Here is a 21,899-nt window from a genome sequence, read left to right on the forward strand (position 1 = left end):
TTTGTTTTAGTGCTATGCCGCCAGCTGCTCGCGGATACGCGCCACCGTCGCCGCATCCGTCGTATTCTCACCCAGCAGGTTCGGCTTACCCGCACCGTGATAATCACTCGAACCAGTCACCAGCACCTCACGGCCCGCCGCACGCTGACGCTCAATAAACTCCAGCAGGCGCGCCCGGTCCTCCACCGAATTCTCACGGTGATACACCTCCACACCCGCCAGGCCAGCATCCACCATCAAACCCAGATACTCCAGGCTCAACGCAGGGCCACGCATCGTACTCATCGGATGCGCAATCACCGGCACGCCCCCAGCCTCACGCACCAGACGCACCGCCTCCAGCGGGTCCAGCGCATCCTGCGGCACATAGTAGGGGCTACCCGTATACAGCAGCTTCGCGAAAGCCTCAGAACGGTCAGCAACCACGCCGGCGGCAACCAGCGCGTCAGCAATATGGGGGCGGCCCACCGCCGTGTTCCCCTCCCCCACCTGCGCCAACACGTCGTCCCAGGTCAGCGAGTAGTCGGCGGCAAGACGCTGCACAATAGCCTGCGCACGGCCCTCACGGCTGGCACGAATCGCCTCCACACGATGCGCCAACTCCGAACCCACCGGGTCAAAACCATAAGCGAGCAGGTGAATAGTCTTCGTGCGTGCACGGCCCTCACCGTCGGTGTAACGGTAACGGCAAGAGAACTCGGCACCCGGCAGAAAATCCAGACCGTACTCATCCGCCAGCTGAGCCGCCTGCGCCCACCCAGCCGTCGTATCGTGATCAGTCAGCGCAAACCCAGCCAACCCGGCGCGAGCAATCAGCGGCACCAGCTCAGTCAGGCTCTGCGTGCCGTCAGAGATAGCGGAGTGAATATGCAGATCGTAACGCCCAGCAAGGTTCAGGTTTTCAGGCGCGCCCGATTCAGCGGGCTGCGGCGCCTGCTGCGCATTAGGTGCACTATTTCGGTGTTCTGTCTGCGTCATCTTCTCTCCTTCCCCACCCCTGCTAGTTCGTCGCCACCTCAGCGGGGTCTAAGGCATGTCATCTACTCTTCTGATTCAACCCTACCAATATCGGCGGCGCAATATCGGGTACCCGGTCGCAGGTCAAAGATATATTCTGACCCACCGCACCCTCTCTTATGGTCAAAAGCGCTAAAACACCTGCCCACCAGTATTGAAGAGGCTATGATTAAGCCATGACTGAGAACAATGAGAAGAGCACCGAAGCTCAGAAGACTGACCACCGCAGCACCCCCAAGGCGTCTGCGTTCACCGAATTCATTGCCGCAAACTGGGCACCTGCCGAAGATGACGGCTACACCCGCGAGCCCGTAGCAGACTACGCAGCTGAGCGCCGCGCCAAGATCTCCAAGGCATTCCCCGGCGAGCGCCTCGTCCTGCCCGCAGGCCCGCTGAAGGTCCGCTCCAACGACTGCGACTACCGCTTCCGCCCCCACTCGGCGTTTGCGCACCAGACCGGTCTGGGCATCGACCACGAGCCCGACGCCGTGCTGATCTTCGAGCCCGTCGAAGAGGGCACCGGTGACAACGGTTCCAACCACGAGGTGACCCTGTACTTCCGTCCGCTGGCTGGCCGTGACACCGCAGAGTTCTACGCGGATGCACGCTACGGCGAGTTCTGGGTTGGCCCCCGCCCCACCCTGAAGGAATTCTCCGAGCGTTACGGTCTGCGTACCCGCGACCTGTCCGAGCTTGAGGTTGCTATCACCAAGAACGCCGGCAACCAGGGCCTGGGCGGCGTGAACATCCGCCTGGTCCGCAACGTTGACCCGGCTGTTGACGCGCTGGTTGACACCTCCCGCTACAACACCGGCGTGGAGCTGGAGCAGGCTGACAAGCTGGACTCCGAACTGGCCGTGGCTCTCTCCGAGGCTCGCCTGATTAAGGACGCTATCGAGGTTGAGAACCTGCAGCGTTCCGTTGATATGACCGTCAAGGGCTTCGAAGAGGTCATTCGTGAACTGCCGAAGGCTAAGGAGCACCACCGCGGTGAGCGCGTCGTTGAGACTGCGTTCTTCTCCGTGGCACGTACCGACGGTAACGACCTGGGCTACGACACCATCGCAGCGTGCGGTAACAACGCAACTATCCTGCACTGGATCCGTAACAACGGCACCGTCGATGACGGCAAGCTGCTGCTGCTGGACGCAGGCGTTGAGGACGACACCCTGTACACCGCAGACGTGACCCGCACCTTCCCCGTGAACGGTAAGTTCACCGAGGTTCAGGCGAAGGTCTACAACGCTGTGCTGGAGGCTGCTGACGCCGCGTTCGCTGTGGCTAAGCCGGGCCGTAAGTTCCACGAACTTCACGACGCCGCTATGGAGGTTCTGGCTCACCGTCTGGAAGAGTGGGGCCTGCTGCCGGTTTCTGCCGAGGTTTCCCTCACCATTGAGGGCGGTCAGCACCGCCGCTGGATGCCGCACGGCACCAGCCACCACCTGGGTCTGGACGTGCACGACTGCGCGCAGGCGAAGGCTGAACTGTACATGTGGGCTGAGCTGGAGCCGGGCATGGTCTTCACCATTGAGCCGGCACTGTACTTCAAGGAAGAGGACATGTCTATCCCCGAGGAGTACCGCGGTATCGGTATCCGCCTTGAGGACGACGTGCTCTGCACCGAGGACGGCAACGTGAACCTCTCCGCTGCGCTGCCGCGCACCGTTGAGGGTATTGAGGAGTGGATGGCGAAGCTGGCGAAGTAACGCCTAGCCCCCCTCCAGTTACGTTAGTAACGTCTTATAGGGAAAGCCCCTCACCGAGTGATTCGGTGAGGGGCTTTCGCGTATCTTCTATGCCTGTTTCCCGCCGTTGTGGGCGGCTACCGCCATTGCAGGTTCGGTTATTCGGACTCCTGCGAGGACTTATCGTGCAGGCCCTGCGGGCGCGGGGTTGGACGCTGCGGCTTGGGCTGAATCAGCTTCGCGTATTCTTCCGGGTCGTCCACGCGCAGACCGTACCGCTGTGCCGGACGTTTCTGCGTATCTGACTTCTGAGCGGTTGCCTGGTCAGTGCTTGCCTGTTCCTGTTCGGAAGGCTGAGTGGGCTGAGCAGGCGGTGCAGGGGTAACCGGTGCGGGCATGTTCTGCGCCGCGCTCTGAGCCATCGCGTTCTGCGCAGTAGTATCACGCTCGGGCAGGTTCTGGTTCGGCGCTGGCTGGCTACCCGCCTGCGCACGGTACGAGGGTGCCTTCGGGGCGCCGGTCGGAACCGGTGCGCCATTCATCGAGACGGTGCTCTGAGCGGCACGCGCCTGCGAAGCCTCCGGGGCCGCCGCCGCACGCGCAGCCGCAACCGCCGCCGAGAAGCGAGGATGCGCACCCAGCACGCGGCGCGCATCCTGAGCGTACTCCGGCAGAGCGTACATCACGGTACGCGAAGGAATCGCCTCGGTACGCATCGGGTAGCGACCCCCATGGGAGCGACGCAGAACGTACATCTGCCACAGCACAAACACGGCAACCGACAGCGGCACGTACTTGAGTGCTTCAGAGATAAAAGAGTCACCGGCAAGGGTCATCAGCACCGAAAACACCAGGCCAATCACCGCACCCTGAATCGCCGCAGAAATCAGGGCACGACCGTAACCGGGCTGTACCGGGTACTCCACCTGGCGGATACCATCATTGACCAGGTACAGCGCCGTGACCGGGTAATCCTGTTCGCTGAGCACGTCAAAAGCGGCGAGCGCATCATCGTGACGAACGAAGGAGGCGATCGCCTCACCGGCGGGCAGGGGCTTGCCCTGAGCCTGCGCCAGGCGCGAGGCCAGATATGAAGAAGGCGGGGTCGAGGGAATATTCGGCAGGTTAGAAGTCATGGCTCCTATTCTACCGCCCACCCTAACCCTGGACCCGGTGGGCAGTCAGCTCCTCTACAGGCGTAGCGAACACCTGTTCAATGAAGCTTCTCAAAGTGCGAATCCCCGCGGCGGGGCGTACCCTAGAGAGGTGAGCAATTCGAAGTTCAGCACCCCCAGCAAGATTTACATTGCCCGCCTTCTGGGCCTCGACGTTTTTGACCCTTTCGGTGACCGCCTCGGCCGTCTCCGAGATGTCGTCGTGCTCAAACGCGGCCTGGGCGCATCCATTGCGGGCGCCCGCCCCGCCAAGGGCAGCGAACCCATTGTTGTCGGCATCATCGTTGAGGTGCTCGGCAAGAAACGCGTGTTCATGCCCATGACCCGTGTGCGAAGTATCGACGCTTCACAGATCATTTCGACCGGCCTGGTGAACCTGCGCCGCTTCGAACAGCGCAACTCTGAGACTCTCATCGTGGGTGAGCTCTTTGACCGCCGCGTGCGCCTGCTCGACGGCAGCGGCGACGCCGTCATTGAGGACGTCGCCATTGAGCAGCGCCGCAACGGCGACTGGGGCGTGACTGAGCTGTTCGTCTCCCGCGTTAGCTCCTCCTCCAGCACATGGCGCCGCCGTTCCAAGGAGACCCTCATCGTCGATTGGGACGAAGCGGTGCTCTCCACCGACGTGGAACCGCAGGCGGCAACCGCGTTCGTGGCGAACCACGAGAACTCCAAGCCCGCTGACCTTGCGGATGCTATCCACGAGATGAGCGATAAGCGCATGGTCGAAATCGCCGCCGAGCTGCAGGATGAACGCCTCGCGGACGTTCTGCAGGAGCTACCCGCCGAGGACCAGGTGCAGATTCTGTCGCACCTGGACGACGAGCGTGCCGCGCAGGTCCTCGAAGAGATGGAACCGGACGACGCCGCCGACCTGCTTATCGAACTGGACGACGCACAGCGTGAAAAGCTGCTCGAGCTCATGGAACCCGACGAAGCAGACGACGTGCGTCGACTGCTCGAATACGACGAGGGTACCGCCGGTTCGCTCATGAACCCGGTGCCGATTATCCTCTCCCCGGAGGCGACCGTTGCGGAGGCGCTCGCGCACATCCGCGCCGAGGAAATTCCTCCGGCAATGGCGGCTGCCGTCATGGTGACGCGCCCGCCCCTGGAAACGCCGACCGGCAAGTACCTGGGTCTGGTGCACATGCAGAAGCTGTTGCGTGTGCCGCCGAGCGAGCCGATTGGTCACATCCTCGATACCGACACTGAGCCTGTCTCTGACCAGGCAAGTTTGGAAGAGCTGGCACGCGTGCTGGCGACCTATGACCTGACCATCGTTCCCATTGTGAACGAATCGCACCGCCTGGTAGGCGCAGTGACCATCGACGACGTGCTCGATGCGCTCCTGCCCGAAGACTGGCGCACTTACGATGATGGAACTCCCGTACGAAAGGTAGGACGACGCTTTGCCTGAATCGAACCGCCGCGACGCAAACCGTACCGAAGAGAACCCCCGCATCGATAAGGCGCGCATCCTCAAGGACCGCCTGGAGAAGAAGTACGCTGAACGCAACCGTGAGCGCGGCGACTCCCGCCCGCAGCGTAGCGACTCGCAGCTGAGCACCCCCGGCACCCGTAAGCCGAAGCTGTTCTCGAGCCCCAACCCGGACGCTTTCGGCCGCATGACCGAGGGTTTTGCACGCTACATGGGTACCCCGCAGTTCCTGATGTGGATGACTATTTTCTGTGGCGTGTGGCTGGCGTGGAACTCCCTGGCGCCGGAGGAGATGCAGTTCGACCCGCGTAGCCTGAACTTCACCCTGCTGACCCTGATGCTGTCCCTGCAGGCTTCTTACGCTGCTCCCCTGCTGCTGTTGGCGCAGAACCGTCAGGACGACCGCGACCGCGTGGTGGCCTCTGAGGACCGTAAGCGTGACCAGCAGAACCTGGAGGAGACCCAGTACCTGACCCGTGAGATTGCTTCGCTGCGTATTGCTCTGCGTGAGGTTGCGACCCGTGACTTCGTTCGTAGCGAGCTGCGTGACATTCTTGAGGAACTGCAGAACATTGCGCAGGAGCAGGAGCGTCACGCTGAGCAGCTGCAGGACATCAGTGAGGACATTGAGGACCTTGAGGAGGCTATCGACGATATCGATATCTCCGAGGGCGAGGAAAAGGACGCTGAGGAGCAGGAGGCTGAGGATAAGAACTCTGGGGGCAAGAGCCCTGAAGGCACCGAGAACGGTACCGAGCAGGCACCTGACAAGGCTGAACGCCCTGCGAAGGACTCCCCACAGGATTCCCACCGAGGCGATTTGAGCCAGCCTCAGAGCCGCGAATCCCAGCAGGCACAGCAGCAGGCAGAGCGCACCCGTGAGGGAGGCGCCCGTGACCACTAATTCACCCCTGCAGGATGCGCTCTACGCGGCACTTGCCCGCGTCGAGGATCCCGAACTGCGCCGCCCCATTACGGAGCTGGGCATGGTGGAGACTGCACTCGTGCATCCTGAACTGGATGAGCACGGTGAGCCGATTCCCGGCCGCCACTGGGCTGAGGTCACGGTGCTACTCACCATTGAGGGTTGCCCGCTGAAGAACACCATCGAGCAGCAGGTTCGTGATGCCGCCGCCACCGTTGAGGGTGTTGAGCGTGTGCAGCTGCAGGTGGGTGCGATGAACCCGCAGCAGCGTTCCGCCCTGCGTTCGATGCTCAAGCCGGAGCGTTCCAACCCGTTTACCGCGCCCGGTTCGCTGACCCGCGTGTTCGGTGTGGTGTCCGGTAAGGGTGGCGTGGGTAAGTCCTCCATGACCGCGAATCTTGCCGCCGCGTTCGCTTCGCGCGGGCTTGCGGTGGGCATTATTGACGCGGATGTGCACGGCTTCTCCATCCCCGGTCTGTTGGGCATTACCGACGCCCCGACCCGCCTGGATGACCTGATTCTTCCGCCGACCGTGGACGTGCCCGCCCCCGCCCAGCGTTGGGGTGAGCAGAAGGTCAGCGGCGGCTTTATTCGCGTGATTTCTATCGGCATGTTCCTCAAGGGCAACGAGCCGGTGGCGTGGCGCGGCCCCATGCTGCACCGTGCCCTGGAGCAGTTCATCATGGATGTGCACTTCGGCGCCCTGGACGTGCTGCTACTGGATTTGCCTCCCGGCACCGGCGATATTGCCATCTCCATGGCTCAGCTGCTGCCGAATGCGGAGCTGGTGCTCATTTCCACCCCGCAGCACGCCGCTGTGGATGTGGCGGAGCGTGCCGGCACCCTGAGCCTGCAGACCGGTCAGAAGGTCGTGGGCGTGGTCGAGAATATGGCTGCCATGACCCTGCCGGACGGTACCGTGCTCGATATGTTCGGTTCTGGCGGCGGTCAGGTGCTCGCTGAGCGCCTTTCGGAGGCGCTCTCCTACCCGGTACCGCTGCTCGGTTCTGTCCCGCTGGATGTGAACCTGCGTACCGGCGGCGACGAGGGCACCCCGGTGGTCTGGAGCCACCCGGATTCGACCACCGCCGAAGAGATTCAGTCCATCGCCTCGCAGCTACTACACTCGGGCGAGTCGAGGGCGGGTCAGAGCCTGCCGCTCTTTGTTTAGAGATCTAGCCGTCTAGAAGCTGACGGCAAAAGCTGAGAACAGAAAGAACCCCGCACCATCACGGTGCGGGGTTCTTATCTATTCAAAATCTTAGGTTGCGTCCACGTCGAAGGGGGCGTATGCGCCTCGCGGAAGAGCACGGCTCTCCGACTTTTCCTTCTCCTTCAGCAGCGCCTCTTCACGTTCCTTCGCCTCACGCTCACGCTCGGCGTCATCCTCAGCAAACGCCTGCTTCACAATCACGCGCGGATCGTACTGGCGGGGGTCGTACTGGCGCCAGTTAATATCTTCCAGACCCGTCTCGCCCAGGGCTTCCTTGAAGTCGTCCTTCGCGTCAAACGCCATGCGGCGCACAGTCTTGACGAATTCACGGATCTGTCGGGCGTATTCGGGCATGCGTTCGGGACCAATCACCACAAACGTGATGATGGCCAAAATAATCAACTCGGTGCCACTAATACCAAACACAGAATATAGATTATCAGTTCCGAGCCAGCACCGCCGAACCCGCGGCGCTTTCTGGACGTGTCTTTAAGCTCTGGACAAGCAGAAGGCGTACGCTACAGCGCCGCGGAGGGGCATTGCGCCCACGGCTAAGAACACCACATCAGCGGTTTACGGCGGATAATCTCCACCGCCGGGTTAAAACGCTGCGGCTCCAACCGCAGACACGCCCGCCTCCCGAACGCAAAAGACCGCCGGCAGCACACCGGCGGTCTCCAGTCACGATATTCGGTTTACGGCGGGTAGTCTCCACCGCCGGGCAGCTGTTTCCAATGCCACAGCCAGCCAACCCAGCCCCACTGCGCACACGCACCCGCCACCAACAACGCCCAACGATACGCCCGCGAACGGCTCGCCGCCGCCACCACAATCACCAGCGGGAACAACGGCAACAACAGGCGGAACGTCGACGATTGCGGATTCAAAAACAGAATCAAATACGCAAAATAGCTTAGGCACCACAGGTTCAACGGAGCCGCCAAAACCCTACGCGCCAGGGGGCTCAAACACAGAGCAATAAAACCCAAAATCAGCAGAGTCAGCAGCACCGGAGCCGCATACCCAAAGTACAGGTACCCTTGCGAAAGCCACGGCTGAATCGGCGCCAAATGGGTACCGCGCCACGCCGTCTCCGTGGCGGTGTACGCATCCACACGGCCCGTAGCCCACCACGCAATCGCAGGCCACACCAGCGCACACGCACACACCACCAAGGCGCTGACCAGCTGCCCCAGATGGCGCACAAACGCCGTGCCCATACCCGACTGGCGGCTCGAACGCACCCAGCATGCAAACCACCACAGGCCGGCAGCCGCACCCAGGGGCACACCCACCGGGCGGGACAGGCACGCCAACGCCGCCACAGGAACCAGCAGGCCGTAGCGTCCCTGAACCAGGCACAGCAGCGCACCGGCAAGGAACACCAGGTTCAGCGACTCCGCATACGGCACCTGAAGCACCGGCGCCACCGGCAAGAACGACACCAACGCCACAGCCCACATAGACAGGGCAGAAGGCGACTCCTCACTTGTGAAACCGGTCGCCTTCAACGACGCCTCAAACAGCAGATAAATCACCCACGCCGCCGCGAAACCGGCAAGCAGAGCAACCGTCGCCGCCACCGGGTAGTACCCGATGCCCGTCGCATGGCTAATAGCACCGGAAAGCTGCGGGAAAATCGGGTAAAAAGCCCACTGATTCTGCTCAACCACACCCGCCGCGTTCACCGGCAGCTCATTCGGGTAGCCCTGTACCGCGATCTGCTCATACCAGCCGGCATCCCAGATGCTAATGAACGACAAATAATCCAGATGCTGACCCCACGGGCTGCGCAGCTGCTGCTGGCCAACCACAGCAAACACGATGAAGCCCCACACGCGGGACAGACCGTAAATCAGCAGTACCGACAGCCACGCGGGCAGGGCACGCAGACGCTCCCCCACCCGGTGCAGGCGCTCACCGGCGGCGGTGTACGCCCAGGTCAGCAACTCATCAAAAGACTCGCCCTGTTCCTTCGTGGAGGCGGTGCGAGGGGCAGAGTCAGCGCGGGCAGGCGGAACAGGACTAGTGTGCTGAGAAGGAACACTCACCGGCGCTAGCTCCCCTCAGCCGCCGAAGGAACACCCTCAGCCTGCGGGTTCTTTCGCTTCTCCACAAAGTCATGCGCGCTCAAGGTGCTCTCCGCATCATCAGACAGGGGAACCGCACCGCGGCGAACCGGCTCAGCGGCAGCGACGTTAGCATCAGCAGATTCTGCGGTCGAAGCAGCAGACTCAGCGGCGGGTGCGTTCTCAAGTGCCTTGTTATCTTCGGATGCACCGACGAGAGGAGCGATAAAGCCGAAATCCTCCACACGGTCGAAGGTGCCCAGACCGTCACGGCCCACGCCGCTGAAGAACGCGGCACCGGGCACGGCACGCTCACCGCCGAGCGCCACAACGGAGAGCACCGCAATGCCCGAAATCAGCAGGGCAAGCAGAATCAGAAGAAAGTTCATGTCAATCTCATATCATGCAGGACCGTCAACCCCTGACGGTCACCTAAATTTAAATAGTAGCGCCAGCACCGGCAGAATCAGCACCAACAGAGTTAGCGCCGCGGCTAGTCCTCGTCGCGGTTAGTCCTCGTCACGGTCGCTGAGCAGCCAGGCACGCAAATCGGCGTGGCAGCGGGTCAGCTGGCTAAAGCTCACGTGCTCGTTATCGGTGTGAGCCAGCAGAGCGTCACCGGGGCCGAAGTTCACCGCGGGAATACCGATCTCGCTCAGGCGTGCTACGTCCGTCCAACCGTACTTCGGCTGAGGCTCCTGCCCCACCGCCTCAATCAGGGAAGCCGCCAGCGGGGTGTCCAGTCCGGGGCGAGCCGCCGGGGAAAGATCCACAAAATCCAGCTCGTAACCGGTGAAGACCTCACGCACGTGGGCGACCGCCTCGTCCAGGGTCTTATCCGGGGCGAACCGGTAGTTCACGTGCATTGCCGCCGCATCAGGAATCACGTTACCGGCAACGCCACCAGAAATCTGCACCGCATTCAGACCCTCACGATAGTCCAGGCCCTCCACAGCAATAGTCTTCGGCTCGTAGGAGGCGAGCGCCGCCAACGCCGGTGCCAGTGCGTGAATCGCGTTCTCGCCGCGCCATGCACGTCCCGAGTGGGAGGCGAGGCCGCGGGTGCGCACGAAGAAACGCATGGTGCCGTTGCAGCCGCCCTCAATGGTGCCATTGGTCGGTTCAAGTAGCACACCGAAGTCTGCGTCAGTGATGAGCTCACCGTGGTTGCGAATCAGACGCGCCAGCCCGGAGAGTTCGCTGGCGACCTCTTCGTTGTCGTAGAAGATGTAGGTCAGGTTGTAGTCGGTGTCCTGCGCGGTCAGTTCGGCGGCAAGTTTCAACTGGACCGCCACGCCGCCCTTCATATCGGTTGCGCCGCGGCCGTAGAGCACGTACCCGTCCTCTTCTTCACGCACCGTGGACGGCACGGTACCCAGCGAACCCTCAACGGTGGGCAGGGGCACAGTGTCCAGGTGACCGGCAAGAATAATGCGGGTGCGTTCCCCCTCAGCGCCGGGCAGCGGCGGGAACTCGGTGCGGGCGATAATGGCGTCCCCGTCACGGGTCAGGTGCAGGTGCGGGCAGAACGACAGCGCCATGTGCACGGCGTCAGCAATTGGCTGCTCATTGCCGGAAACCGACTCGTAATCCAGCAGGGCACGCGTCAGCTCGGGCATGGACACGTCCAGGTTCAGGGGCGGCTGCGGTACAGGGTGACGCTCAGAAATATTCGGGGAAACGCTCATCCTTCCACCTTACAGGTTCCCCGGTACACACACCCGCGCCCACAACGCCCATATCGAGCATATGAGACGGTCTTGAAGGGGCTCTCACCCCCAAAACTATAATGGAAGGCATGTCTGAAAACACTCCCCGTTACGCCTCCGGCGTTGCACTGGTCAATGTTGTTGTCTCTGGCGAGCACGCCGGCACCGTCCTGGATGCGTGGTTCCCCGCTCCCTCCCTCACCCAGACCCCCGACCTGTCCATCGCGGACGAGCTAGAGGACCTGGCCGTTGAGCATCCGGCGCGCAACGCCCGTACCGAGGTGCGTACCGCCTCCATCAACCTGGATGAGGCACCCGAAGACGCGGTGGACGCATACCTGCGTCTGCACCTGCTCTCCCACACTCTGGTTCGCCCCAACGAGCTGAACCTGGACGGCCTGTTCGGCACCCTGGCGAATGTTGCGTGGACCAACCACGGCCCGGTGCTTGCCACCGAGTTCCAGAAGCTGGCGATTGGTCTGCGCAAGCTGGGCCACCTGAGCGTGAGCCACATTGATAAGTTCCCGCGCCTGGTGGATTACGTGGTTCCCGCCGGCGTACGCATTGGCGACGGTGACCGTCTGCGCCTGGGCGCGCACCTGGCGTCCGGCACGACCGTGATGCACGAGGGCTTCGTGAACTTCAACGCCGGCACCCTGGGCACCTCCATGGTTGAGGGCCGTATTTCTCAGGGCGTTGTGGTGGGCGACGGCTCGGATGTGGGTGGCGGCGCCTCCACGATGGGTACCCTCTCCGGTGGTGGCACTCAGCGCGTCTCTATTGGTGAGCGTTCTCTGCTGGGTGCGGAGTCCGGTATCGGTATTGCCCTGGGTGATGACTGCGTGGTTGAGGCTGGCCTGTATGTGACCGCTGGTTCGCGCGTGAGTGTTCTGCTGCCCGGTCAGGAGGCGCGCGTGGTGAAGGCTGCGGAGCTGTCCGGTGTGTCGAATCTGCTGTTCCGCCGCAATTCAATCAGCGGCGCGATTGAGGTTCTGCCGCGTGCGAAGAACACCGTGGAGCTGAACGAGGCGCTGCACCTGAACTAGTCTGCACCTGAACTAGTGTGGGGCGGCCCGTGAACTTTAGGGGTCGGGATGCGTGAAGCATCCCGGCCCCTTTGCTATGCCCGGTATTCCCCTTTCGCAGCTCTAGTGTGCCGGGCACACATCCACAGCGGCTCCGATGACCGTTTTCAGGGCAAGTTGCTCGGGCTTTCGTTAGGCTGGTAGTACCGGGTACAGCACACCCGCCACGACAGACCACTTGTACAGTTCAGAGAGGAACTCAGATGCCCGAATCAACTAAGTCAGAGTCGACGATGAGCGAAACCTACCGGCACTTTACGCGCCTCTTCCCCTACCCGCACGAACGTGTTGCGGCGGGTACCCCGGCAGCTGATGCTATGGCTCGTTACGATGAGCTGACTGAGCGTGGGCGCGCAGAGGGGTTCGTCCCCTTCTTCCTGAACCTGAACGATACGGTGCTTGAGAGCATGGTTATCGCGGTGTCCCTTGAGCACGACATCATTGACGATGTTGAAACTCTGACCCCCGAGCAGGTGAGCGCCTACACTCGTGCTGTCCTGGGGCGTTACCGTACCGCCCGGGGTGGTGCCTCCGCCGAAGAGTACGGCAGCGCTGCTATTGCCCGGCAGCTGCGCCGGGTTATGGACGACGGCGAAGATACTAGCGAGGACGACCCGGACGACTTCAACCTCAACAAACTTATGGGCGAGTTTATGAGCTCCGATTTTCTGCCCGATGAGGAACCCGAAGCTGACGCCCCGTGCCTTTCCGCTCTGCTCCGCTACGAGCTTGTGGATGAGGAGGATAAAGGCGAGATGCTCCTGCTGCAGATTCCGACCGATGACCCCGCCGATATTCCCGCATACCTGCCCTTCGGCGGCTGGAATGACTGCCCGGATGCTGAAACGCAGCTGGCGTTCACTCACTATTGGCGTGAAAAGTACGGTGCCATCCCGGCGGCTCTTGACGGTGCTGACTGCCTGGAATTTCTGGTGGAACGCCCCGTCACCGACCCGGTGGAGGCGAAGAATCTGGCGGTCGAGCAGTTCGCATTTTGTTCTGATCTTCCGTTCCAGGTGTTTGAAGATGTTGAGCAGCTGGCGGAGTTTATTCACCAGAGCCGCCAGTGGTATTTCTGGTGGGATTAGCTGCGGGTTATAAAGCCAGGCGGGGGCGAGTGTCGACACACCTAAATAACGTCTCCCACGTGCTCACACCAGAGTGCACAAGCGCACAGTGTCCCGCAGTACTTACGCCCCGTGCACAGCTGTACTATTAGATACAGCTCAACAGCTTTTGTCCCCCATCCGGAGCGCTTTTTCCGGATATATAAAGCCCGAAAGGACATCATGAAGGTACTCGTTACCGGCGGCGCCGGCTACATCGGTTCCCACACTGTACTTGAACTGCTCAAGGCAGGCCACGACGTCGTCGTCATGGATAACCTCGCGAACTCTTCCGAGGAGTCCCTCAAGCGCGTCGCTGAACTCGCAGGCCGCGCCCCCGAGTTCCACAAGGTTGACCTGCTTGACCTCGAAGGTATGAAGGCTCTCTTCAAGCAGGTTCGCCCCGACGCTGTGATTCACTTTGCGGGTCTGAAGGCTGTGGGCGAGTCCGCAGAGAAGCCGCTGTGGTACTACCAGACCAACGTGGCTGGCACCCTGAACCTGCTGTACGCAATGGACGAGGCTGACTGCCACTCCATCGTGTTCTCCTCCTCCGCTACCGTGTACGGCGAGCCCGAGTCCATGCCGCTCATCGAGAAGATGAACATGGATGCGCAGTCCTGCTACGGCCGCACCAAGGAGCACATTGAGGACATGCTGGTTGACCTGGCTGCATCCGATTCCAAGTGGAACATCGCTCTGCTGCGTTACTTCAACCCCGTCGGTGCGCACGAGTCCGGCCGTATCGGTGAGGACCCGGCGGGCATCCCGAACAACCTGGTGCCCTTCATCGCGCAGGTTGCCGTGGGTCGCCGCGAGCACCTGAACGTCTTCGGTAACGACTACCCGACCGTTGACGGTACCGGTGTGCGCGACTACATCCACGTGGTTGACCTGGCTGACGGCCACCTGAAGGCGCTGGATTACATTACCCAGCACGGCGGTCTGCACACCTGGAACCTGGGTACCGGTAACGGCTACTCGGTGCTGCAGGTTCTGCACGCATTCGAGGAGGCGTGCGGTAAGGAGCTGCCGTACAAGATTGTGGATCGTCGCCCCGGTGACGTTGCAGTCTCTTACGCTGATCCTTCCTCTGCTCTGGCCGATCTGGGTTGGAGCGCTAGCCGCGACATCAAGACCATGGTTCGCGACCACTGGAACTGGCAGAAGAACAACCCCAACGGTTACGAAGCCTAAGCTGTTTTAGCCCCTTGTGAGGGGTGTTGAAGAGTGCCCGATAGGTGTTATCTCACCTATCGGGCACTTTTCTGCGCTTTTTTCGAAATTTTTACCAAGTCGTGGCTACCTCCCCAAAGGCAGTTGACACCTCGTGAGTGCGTAGAGAAAGGGAAGAATATATTCCCTAGTCAGAGCCTTTTGTGAAGATGGGGTGTTTTTGACCCATATTTTTACGTCAAAAATACTATAACTATGCATTCATGCTTAAAAATTCACATTGCTTACACAGTAAAGTGAATATTTTGCAGACAGGAAACCGCCTGAGGCGTAAGCTGAAAACTCAGCATACAGACAACCCGCATCATAGACGCACCTCACGTGAAAGGGTTCATGATGTCCGCACAGGCAGCTCCCGAAGCGCAGAAAAACCTCATCGAAATCGCCGACGTCAACAAGTACTACGGCACCAACCACGTTCTGAAGAACATCAATCTTTCCGTGGGAAAAGGTGAGGTCGTCGTCCTCCTCGGACCCTCCGGATCCGGCAAATCCACCCTCTGCCGAACCATTAACCGCCTCGAAACTATCACCAGCGGATCCATCACCATTGACGGACAAGAACTACCCGAAGAAGGCCGCGCCCTCGCCAAGCTCCGCGCCGAAGTCGGCATGGTCTTCCAGTCATACAACCTCTTCGCCCACAAGAACATCCTCGATAACGTAACCCTTGGACCCCGTCGAATCCGCAAAATGTCCAAGTCAGAGGCAGAAGCAGAAGCCATGAACCTACTCGCAAAGGTCGGCGTGGATTCCCAGGTGCACAAGATGCCCGCTGAACTTTCCGGCGGTCAGCAGCAACGCGTCGCCATCGCCCGCGCACTCGCCATGAAGCCCAAGGTCATGCTCTTTGACGAACCCACCAGCGCGCTCGACCCCGAAATGGTCAACGAAGTGCTCGACACCATGGTCTCCCTCGCAAGAGAAGGCATGACCATGATTGTGGTGACCCACGAAATGGGTTTTGCTCGCAAGGCGGCGGACCGCATCGTCTTCCTTGCCGACGGCGAGATCGTCGAAGAGGCGCACCCGGACGAGTTCTTCACCAACCCGAAGAGCGAGCGCGCCAAGGACTTCCTCTCCAAGATCATCAACCACTAAAGCGGAGGGACCGACATGCAAAAATATTCACGTAGGCTCGCGGCACTCGCCGCAGCAGCATCCCTCGCTCTGACCGGCGTCCTCGCCGGATGCTCCAGCGCAGACAGCGACCATAAGATCCGCATCGGCATCAAAGTAGACCAGCCTGGCCTCGGCTACCAGGACGGCAACCAGTACACCGGCTTCGACGTGGAGGTGGCACGCTACGTCGCCGGCAAGCTCGGCTACTCCGAAGAGCAGATTGAGTTCGTCGAATCCCCCGCCGCTAACCGCGAAAACATGCTCAACACCGGTCAGGTAGACATGATTTTTGCGACTTACTCCATCTCTGAAAGCCGCAAGAAGACCGTGGACTTCGCAGGCCCCTACTACACCGCAGGTCAGGACCTGCTCGTGCGTGCCGACAACACCGATATTCACGGCCCGGACGACCTCAACGGTAAGAATCTCTGCTCCGTGACCGGCTCCACCAGCGCTCAGAAGGTGCAGGACAAGTTCGCCAAGAACGTGAACCTGGTCAAGCAGAACAGCTACTCCGACTGCGTGGTAGCCCTCAACGGCGGCGTGGTGGACGCCGTCACCACCGACGACATTACCCTCGCCGGTCTGGCAGCCACCAAAGCAAACAAGGGCAAGCTGAAAGTGGTTGGCTCCCCCTTCACGACCGAACGCTACGGCGTGGGCCTGCCCAAGGGCACCGACAAGTGCGAAGCCGTGAACAACGCCATCAACGAGATGGTTGCCGACGGTACCTGGGAGAAACTCATCACCAAGTACACCGAAGGCACCGGCTACCACTACAACACCGAAACCAACCCGCCGCACCTGGGCACCTCCTGCGCCTAGGCCTCTAGAGAGGTTCACGAATGTCATTCTTTGACCAACTCGGCACCCTCCTGTCCAAGTACGATGTGGTTGGCGCCTTCATGACCAATATTGAGCTGACCTTCTGGGCGGCTATTGGCTCGTTCGTTCTCGGTACCGTGCTGGCGCTCATGCGCATCAGCCCCGTCCCGTCCCTGCGCTGGGTGGGCACCGCCTATGTGCACACTGTCCGTAATACTCCGCTCACCATCATGATGACTTTCGCCATTTTGGGTGTGTGGACGCAGTTCCAGCTCTCCTTCTCGCACGATTTCGACACGAACTTCTTCGTGTACGCGGTCATTGCCCTGTCGATTTACCATTCGGCGTTTATTTGCGAGGCAATCCGTTCGGGCGTGAACACCGTGCCGAAGGGTCAGGCTGAGGCAGCACGCGCTATCGGTCTAGGCTTCTTCGACACCGCCCGCCTGGTGATTTTCCCTCAGGCTCTACGCGGTGCCATTACCCCGCTCGGCAATACTCTGATTGCGTTGACGAAGAACAGCACTGTCGCCTCGGTCGCGTCGGTGGCGGAGGCCTCCGGGCTAATGAAATCCATGATTGAGTTCGACGCGAACATGGTGCTCGCTATCTTCATCATGTTTGCGATGGGCTTCGTCATCATTGTTGTTCCCATTGGTGCGTTGACCACCTGGTCATCCCGTAAGCTGGCGGTGAAGCGATGAAAAACCCTTTTATCAGTAATGACACCCGCGCCGCTTCTTCGGTGCTTTTCGACGAGCCGGGTCCTATTGCGCAGCGTCGTATCCGCATCTTCAACATTGCTGCGGTAGTCCTTTTCGCACTGTTTGCGGTGTATGTGCTGACCGTGATGGGTCAGAAGGGGCAGCTGGAGGCAGAAAAGTGGACTGATCTGTTCACCGCCCGCGCCTGGAGTTCCTACTACCTGCCGGGCCTTGCCTCGACCCTGTCGGCGGCAGCGGTTTCGGTGGTTACCTCGGTTGCGTTCGGTGTGGTCTTCGGTATTGCTCGACTCTCCCAGTACCGCGTTATCCGCTGGTTTGGCACCGTGGTGGTGGAGTTCTTCCGCGCCGTGCCGGTGCTGATTATGATGATCTTCTTCTGGCTCTTTTTGGGCAAGTACAGCGGTCTTCCACCGGCCCAGTTGCCCTTCATCGCCGTGGTCATTGGTCTGACCCTGTACAACGGTTCGGTGATTGCTGAGCTGCTGCGTTCGGGCGTGAAGCAGCTTCCTCGCGGCCAGGGCGAGGCGGGTCTTGCGATCGGTCTGACCCCGACCCAGACGCTGATTCGGATCCTGCTTCCACAGGCGTTCACCGCAATGATGCCCTCGATGCTTAGCCAGTTCGTGGTGATTCTGAAGGACACCGCACTCGGTTACATCATCTCCTACCCCGAGCTGCTCGCTTCGGCGCGACGCATCGGTTCCGGTGACGGCAACGTGCTGCAGACCCTGATTCTGGCGGCGGCACTCTTCGTGACGGTGAACTTTGTTCTGACGGCTGTAGCAACCGGCATTACGGACAGGCTGGCGTCGCGCACCTCCGCGAAGGTGACCCGAAACCTGATTCCGGACGCTCTGGATAACCCGAACCCGCCGACCGTTCAGATGTTCGTTCTGCCCGGCGGCCGCAAGTAGCCCTTCTCGTTCGGGCTCCCCAGCCAACGGCAATAAGCAAATACAGCAAAGCCCCCGCACTCCCCTTTCGGGAGGGTGCGGGGGCTTTCTGCTATGCAGGCTAGTTAGCTTGACTTACTTGGCGGCGGATGCCTTCAGACGCTCGGCAGCCTTCGCCACAGCCTCGTCGGAGGCGGTCAGGGCAATACGCACGTAGCCTTCACCGTCCTCGCCGTAGAACACTCCGGGGCCAGCAATAATGCCCAACTCCGCCAGGCGACCAATCGAATCCCAGGTGGACTCGCCGAAAGTGGTCCACAGGTACAGACCCGCCTCAGAGTTCTCAATGCGGCCACCGGCGGCGGTAATCGCCTCCTCCAGCACCTCGCGGCGGGCACGGTACAGGTCCTTCTGCGCCGCCACATGCGCCTCATCAGCCAGCGCCACCATCATGGCAGCCTGCACAGGCGCGGGCACAATCATGCCGGCGTGCTTGCGGCTATTAATCAGGTTCGGCATGAGCTCGGGGGCACCTGCAATGAACGCGGCACGGTAACCGGCGAGGTTCGACTGCTTCGAGAGCGAGTACACGGCAAACAGACCGGTGAAGTCGCCGTCGCACACGCGAGGATCCAGGATGGACGGCACGGGCTGACCGCCGCGCGCCTCATCCCAAGCGCCCCAGCCGAGCTCCGCGTAGCACTCATCGGACGCCACCACGGCACCGATTTCACGTGCCTGCGCCACAATCTCACGCAGCTGCTCCACGGTACGCACCACGCCGTTCGGGTTCGCCGGGGAGTTCACCCAAATCAGCTTCACGCGGCTGCGGGTGTCAGCGTCCAGCTCGTCCAGGCTGTCGGCGGGCACAGACTCAGCGCGGGCAAAGCGGGCACCCATATCGTAGGTAGGGTAGGCAACGCGCGGGTACACGACCACATCGCCCGGGCCCAGGCCCAGCAGGAACGGCAGCCACGCCACAAGCTCCTTAGAACCAACCGTGGGCATAATCGCGTCCGGGCTCAGACCCGTCACACCGCGGCGGCGCGCAAACCACTCGGCAATAGCCTCACGCAGGGCGGGGGTGCCGTGGGTGGTCGGGTAGCCGGGAGCGTCAGAGGCAGCCGCCAGCGCCTCGCGGATGTTCTGCGGGGTCGGGTCGACCGGGGTGCCGATGGACAGGTCCACCGGACCGTCCGGGTGGGCGGCTGCGGTTGCGCGGTAGGGGGCGAGCGCCTCCCAGGGGTATTCGGGCAGGTTCAGGCCGTAAGTCATTGTGTCACCTGGTTGCTTGGGATTAGTTTTCGTCATTTTAGTCTAGCGTCCGCGCGCTGGCGTGCCTACAGCAAGAGCCTCCATTCCAGCGCCTAGACGGTGCGTGGGCACCGGGGGCTAGATGGAGGCTCTCCGCATCTTGTATCGGATGCGTTGGTCTATTCGGTTCTACCGTTATTACTCGCCGCGGGGATTATTCACCACGAGGGGGCAGTGCCGCGATGAAGGGCACGTCCTTGCCGGTGGGGCCGAGCTTTGCTGCGCCACCGGGGGAACCCAGGTCGTCAAAGAAGTCTGCGTTGGCGCTGACGTATTCGCTCCACTCTTCGGGGACGTCGTCTTCGTAGTAGATTGCTTCTACGGGGCAGACGGGCTCGCAGGCGCCGCAGTCCACGCACTCATCCGGGTGGATGTACAGGGTGCGTTCGCCTTCGTAGATGCAGTCGACGGGGCATTCTTCAACGCATGCGCGGTCTTTGACATCCACGCAGGGAAGCGCGATTACGTAGGTCATTGGTGTGCCTTTCTAGAAGCTGTTCGCCCCGTGCCCGCCGGTCTGCGGGTCGTCTGCTGCAGGGCAAAATCTACAGAGTAAACCGCCGAGTATTCGGTACCCGGCGGGGAAGTCTGTGTATAGTCTATCGCGCACCGGCTGTTTAACAGTATTTTCGTGGTGTAACAGACAGTCCCCATTTGGGTTTGCGGGGGTATTTTTTAGGCTAGGCTGACCTGGTATTTTTTTACGTTGCGGCTAGTCGGCAGGCTTTTAAAAATAGATTAAGCCAAAAATGAAATCTTCGTCACATGAATTTTTTGATGAAGTCCACGCTTTTTCCCACGCATGAAATTCACCGAATAACGCATAAATTTTCTTCGCTATTTTCCTGCTTTCACGCCCACACTCGCAACTCATCGCCCGCAGACCAGACAAGGATGCAGAAGAAACCGCTACCAAAGAAGGAGGGGCGCCCCGGCACACCGGAACGCCCCTCCCCTACATTATTGCTTTGCGAATAGCTTTGCGAGCTACTTCTTAGCGCGCGCACGCTGATGCGCCGCACGCGGCGAGAAATACTGCGCGTCCTTCACGCGAGCGCGAGTGTACACGAGCATGCCCAGCATCGCCGCCACCGGGGCGCCAAACCACCACAGGGCACCGTAGAAACCAATCGCCGAGTGACTCGGGTTCACCAGCACGAACGGCGAATCGGGGCGGCCATACCCCAAAACGTACACGGTCACGAACGCCGCAACGGCCACAACAGCCGCCGCATAGCCGCGGCGCAGCGACAGGGCACACCACAGGGCGGTAAAGAAAACCGTCAGGTACGCCACCAGCAGGCCGATCGGCAGGGCGGTGTCCCCCGCGTACACGACCCAGGCGTGGTAAATCGACCCGGCGATACCGGCGAAAATACCCAGAATCGAGCCGGTCAGAACGCCCGCCACCAGACCCGCTTCCTGCGGCTTCGGATGCACGGTCGCGGTCGGGTCACCGTCGAGCACGCGGAAAGTCTCCACGGCAGAAATCTTCTGAGGCACCTTATTCGAATACTCGAAAGTCTTCTCGTCCACGACCGTAATCTGGGTGCGGTGCGCCTCCATCGCCTTACGCTTGGCGGTTCCGTCACCGTAGATAGCCGCCTGAACGCGCTGATCAGCCGTATCGAACTCACCCTCAATACCCCAGGTGAGAATCGGGCGGTCCTCATCATCTTCAAGAATCTGCAGGGCGCGGTGCACGATCTCGTACACGCGCACGTGGTCGGGGTGGCCGTAGCCGCCGTCCGAATCGTAGGTGACCAGAACATCCGGCTTGAGGGCGCGAATAGCCGCCACCAGCGCCTGAGCCTGCGGTTCCAGAGGCTGCGCGGTCAACGAATCAGCCGCCGCCACCGGGTTAGCGACGGGCTTACCCTCCGGACCCCACGCCATACCGGAGTCACGGTACAGGGGCAGTGCGCCCTCAGCGACGGCGGGCTCCTGACCCAGGAAGAACTGCTTCTTCACACCCAGCGCCTTAATAGCGCCGGCAAGCTCACCGGTACGGTACTCGCCCAGCGCCTCACCATTATCACGGCAGCCGGGCTTACCGACCTCCAGGTGATGCAGCTCCTCGGGAATCACCTCGCCCAGCTCACCGCGGGTAGCGGTCAGCAGGTACACCTCCGCGCCCTTCTGCGCGTAGTACGCCATGGTTGCGCCGGTCGAAGAGGTTTCATCATCCGGGTGCGCATGCACGAAGAGGATGCGTGCATTCTTCGCATCGTAGTTATTCGGCAACAGATCGCGGCGCGAGCCGGGGGCGATGCGCTCACCCTGCGTGGGGTAGCTGGGGGTCGCAGAATCAGGCTGAGTGTTCTCGGTTTCAGACACAGGCTTTCCCTCTCATACGCAG

General features: G+C 61.2%; 20 protein-coding genes. 11 read left to right on the top strand and 9 right to left on the bottom strand.

Features of this window, described 5'->3' with window-relative positions:
• Positions 1-12 precede the first annotated feature (12 nt).
• Positions 13-978: a PHP domain-containing protein gene (locus AB8E48_RS03600; RefSeq protein WP_368885798.1), complete on the bottom strand. Its 966-nt coding sequence runs from the start codon at positions 976-978 to the stop codon at positions 13-15.
• Positions 979-1,193: 215 nt separating this feature from the next.
• Between AB8E48_RS03600 and AB8E48_RS03605 the strand changes: the two genes are divergently transcribed.
• Positions 1,194-2,723: an aminopeptidase P family protein gene (locus AB8E48_RS03605; RefSeq protein ID WP_070688539.1), complete on the top strand. Its 1,530-nt coding sequence runs from the start codon at positions 1,194-1,196 to the stop codon at positions 2,721-2,723.
• Between the two features lie 137 nt (positions 2,724-2,860).
• On the opposite strand, the gene AB8E48_RS03610 is transcribed toward AB8E48_RS03605, so the two are convergent.
• Positions 2,861-3,838 carry a hypothetical protein gene (locus AB8E48_RS03610; protein ID WP_368885799.1) on the bottom strand — a complete coding sequence of 326 codons (978 nt, stop codon included), beginning with the start codon at positions 3,836-3,838 and terminating at the stop codon, positions 2,861-2,863.
• Positions 3,839-3,968: 130 nt separating this feature from the next.
• On the opposite strand from AB8E48_RS03610, the gene AB8E48_RS03615 reads away from it, so the two are divergent.
• From AB8E48_RS03615 to AB8E48_RS03625, 3 genes are read left to right on the top strand one after another with little or no spacing between them, the layout of a single operon-like run.
• The gene (locus AB8E48_RS03615) at positions 3,969-5,297 is read left to right on the top strand and encodes a magnesium transporter MgtE N-terminal domain-containing protein (RefSeq protein WP_005508498.1); all 1,329 of its coding nucleotides are present in this window, start codon (positions 3,969-3,971) and stop codon (positions 5,295-5,297) included.
• Positions 5,290-6,222, top strand: a complete 933-nt coding sequence (locus AB8E48_RS03620) for a DUF1003 domain-containing protein (protein ID WP_368885800.1) — start codon at positions 5,290-5,292, stop codon at positions 6,220-6,222. The genes AB8E48_RS03615 and AB8E48_RS03620 overlap by 8 nt, the downstream gene beginning before the upstream one ends.
• A complete protein-coding gene (locus AB8E48_RS03625; RefSeq protein ID WP_368885801.1) occupies positions 6,212-7,414 on the top strand; it encodes a P-loop NTPase in 1,203 nt (400 codons plus the stop codon). Before AB8E48_RS03620 ends, AB8E48_RS03625 begins: the two co-directional genes overlap by 11 nt.
• Before the next feature lie 90 nt (positions 7,415-7,504).
• On the opposite strand, the gene AB8E48_RS03630 is transcribed toward AB8E48_RS03625, so the two are convergent.
• From AB8E48_RS03630 to dapE, 4 genes are all read right to left on the bottom strand, one after another.
• The gene (locus tag AB8E48_RS03630; protein ID WP_005505243.1) at positions 7,505-7,882 is read right to left on the bottom strand and encodes a twin-arginine translocase TatA/TatE family subunit; all 378 of its coding nucleotides are present in this window, start codon (positions 7,880-7,882) and stop codon (positions 7,505-7,507) included.
• Between the two features lie 269 nt (positions 7,883-8,151).
• Entirely contained in the window at positions 8,152-9,507 is a 1,356-nt protein-coding gene (locus tag AB8E48_RS03635; protein ID WP_368885802.1) for a hypothetical protein, read from the bottom strand.
• A gap of 5 nt (positions 9,508-9,512) precedes the next feature.
• Entirely contained in the window at positions 9,513-9,914 is a 402-nt protein-coding gene (locus AB8E48_RS03640; protein WP_049356447.1) for a hypothetical protein, read from the bottom strand.
• A 120-nt stretch (positions 9,915-10,034) separates the two neighbouring features.
• Complete coding sequence (gene dapE / locus AB8E48_RS03645) at positions 10,035-11,213, bottom strand: succinyl-diaminopimelate desuccinylase (protein WP_368885803.1); 1,179 nt, start codon at positions 11,211-11,213, stop codon at positions 10,035-10,037.
• Between the two features lie 101 nt (positions 11,214-11,314).
• Here dapE and dapD point away from each other — a divergent pair, with 101 nt between their 5' ends.
• The 7 genes from dapD to AB8E48_RS03680 all read left to right on the top strand — a co-directional run bounded on the left by dapD (position 11,315) and on the right by AB8E48_RS03680 (position 18,247).
• Positions 11,315-12,280 (top strand): 2,3,4,5-tetrahydropyridine-2,6-dicarboxylate N-succinyltransferase, encoded by a 966-nt coding sequence (gene dapD / locus AB8E48_RS03650; RefSeq protein ID WP_070629891.1) that lies wholly within the window; start codon positions 11,315-11,317, stop codon positions 12,278-12,280.
• A gap of 242 nt (positions 12,281-12,522) precedes the next feature.
• Entirely contained in the window at positions 12,523-13,407 is an 885-nt protein-coding gene (locus AB8E48_RS03655) for a DUF4253 domain-containing protein (RefSeq protein WP_368885804.1), read from the top strand.
• A 201-nt stretch (positions 13,408-13,608) separates the two neighbouring features.
• Positions 13,609-14,622 carry a UDP-glucose 4-epimerase GalE gene (gene galE, locus AB8E48_RS03660; protein ID WP_049341848.1) on the top strand — a complete coding sequence of 338 codons (1,014 nt, stop codon included), beginning with the start codon at positions 13,609-13,611 and terminating at the stop codon, positions 14,620-14,622.
• Between the two features lie 375 nt (positions 14,623-14,997).
• Entirely contained in the window at positions 14,998-15,762 is a 765-nt protein-coding gene (locus tag AB8E48_RS03665) for an amino acid ABC transporter ATP-binding protein (RefSeq protein ID WP_294626995.1), read from the top strand.
• Positions 15,763-15,777: 15 nt separating this feature from the next.
• Entirely contained in the window at positions 15,778-16,608 is an 831-nt protein-coding gene (locus AB8E48_RS03670) for a glutamate ABC transporter substrate-binding protein (RefSeq protein WP_294626926.1), read from the top strand.
• A gap of 20 nt (positions 16,609-16,628) precedes the next feature.
• Complete coding sequence (locus AB8E48_RS03675; protein ID WP_049332080.1) at positions 16,629-17,312, top strand: amino acid ABC transporter permease; 684 nt, start codon at positions 16,629-16,631, stop codon at positions 17,310-17,312.
• Positions 17,309-18,247, top strand: a complete 939-nt coding sequence (locus AB8E48_RS03680; protein WP_306525675.1) for an amino acid ABC transporter permease — start codon at positions 17,309-17,311, stop codon at positions 18,245-18,247. The genes AB8E48_RS03675 and AB8E48_RS03680 overlap by 4 nt, the downstream gene beginning before the upstream one ends.
• A gap of 114 nt (positions 18,248-18,361) precedes the next feature.
• Here AB8E48_RS03680 and dapC read toward each other — a convergent pair whose 3' ends face one another.
• From dapC to AB8E48_RS03695, 3 genes are all read right to left on the bottom strand, one after another.
• Positions 18,362-19,501, bottom strand: coding sequence for a succinyldiaminopimelate transaminase (dapC, locus tag AB8E48_RS03685; protein WP_368885805.1), 1,140 nt, complete (start codon positions 19,499-19,501; stop codon positions 18,362-18,364).
• Between the two features lie 193 nt (positions 19,502-19,694).
• A complete protein-coding gene (gene fdxA, locus AB8E48_RS03690; protein ID WP_005505213.1) occupies positions 19,695-20,015 on the bottom strand; it encodes a ferredoxin in 321 nt (106 codons plus the stop codon).
• A 512-nt stretch (positions 20,016-20,527) separates the two neighbouring features.
• Complete coding sequence (locus AB8E48_RS03695) at positions 20,528-21,877, bottom strand: PIG-L family deacetylase (protein WP_368885806.1); 1,350 nt, start codon at positions 21,875-21,877, stop codon at positions 20,528-20,530.
• Positions 21,878-21,899 lie beyond the last annotated feature (22 nt).

This window comes from Rothia mucilaginosa (assembly GCF_964211445.1).
In the GTDB taxonomy this organism is placed as follows: domain Bacteria; phylum Actinomycetota; class Actinomycetes; order Actinomycetales; family Micrococcaceae; genus Rothia; species Rothia mucilaginosa_E.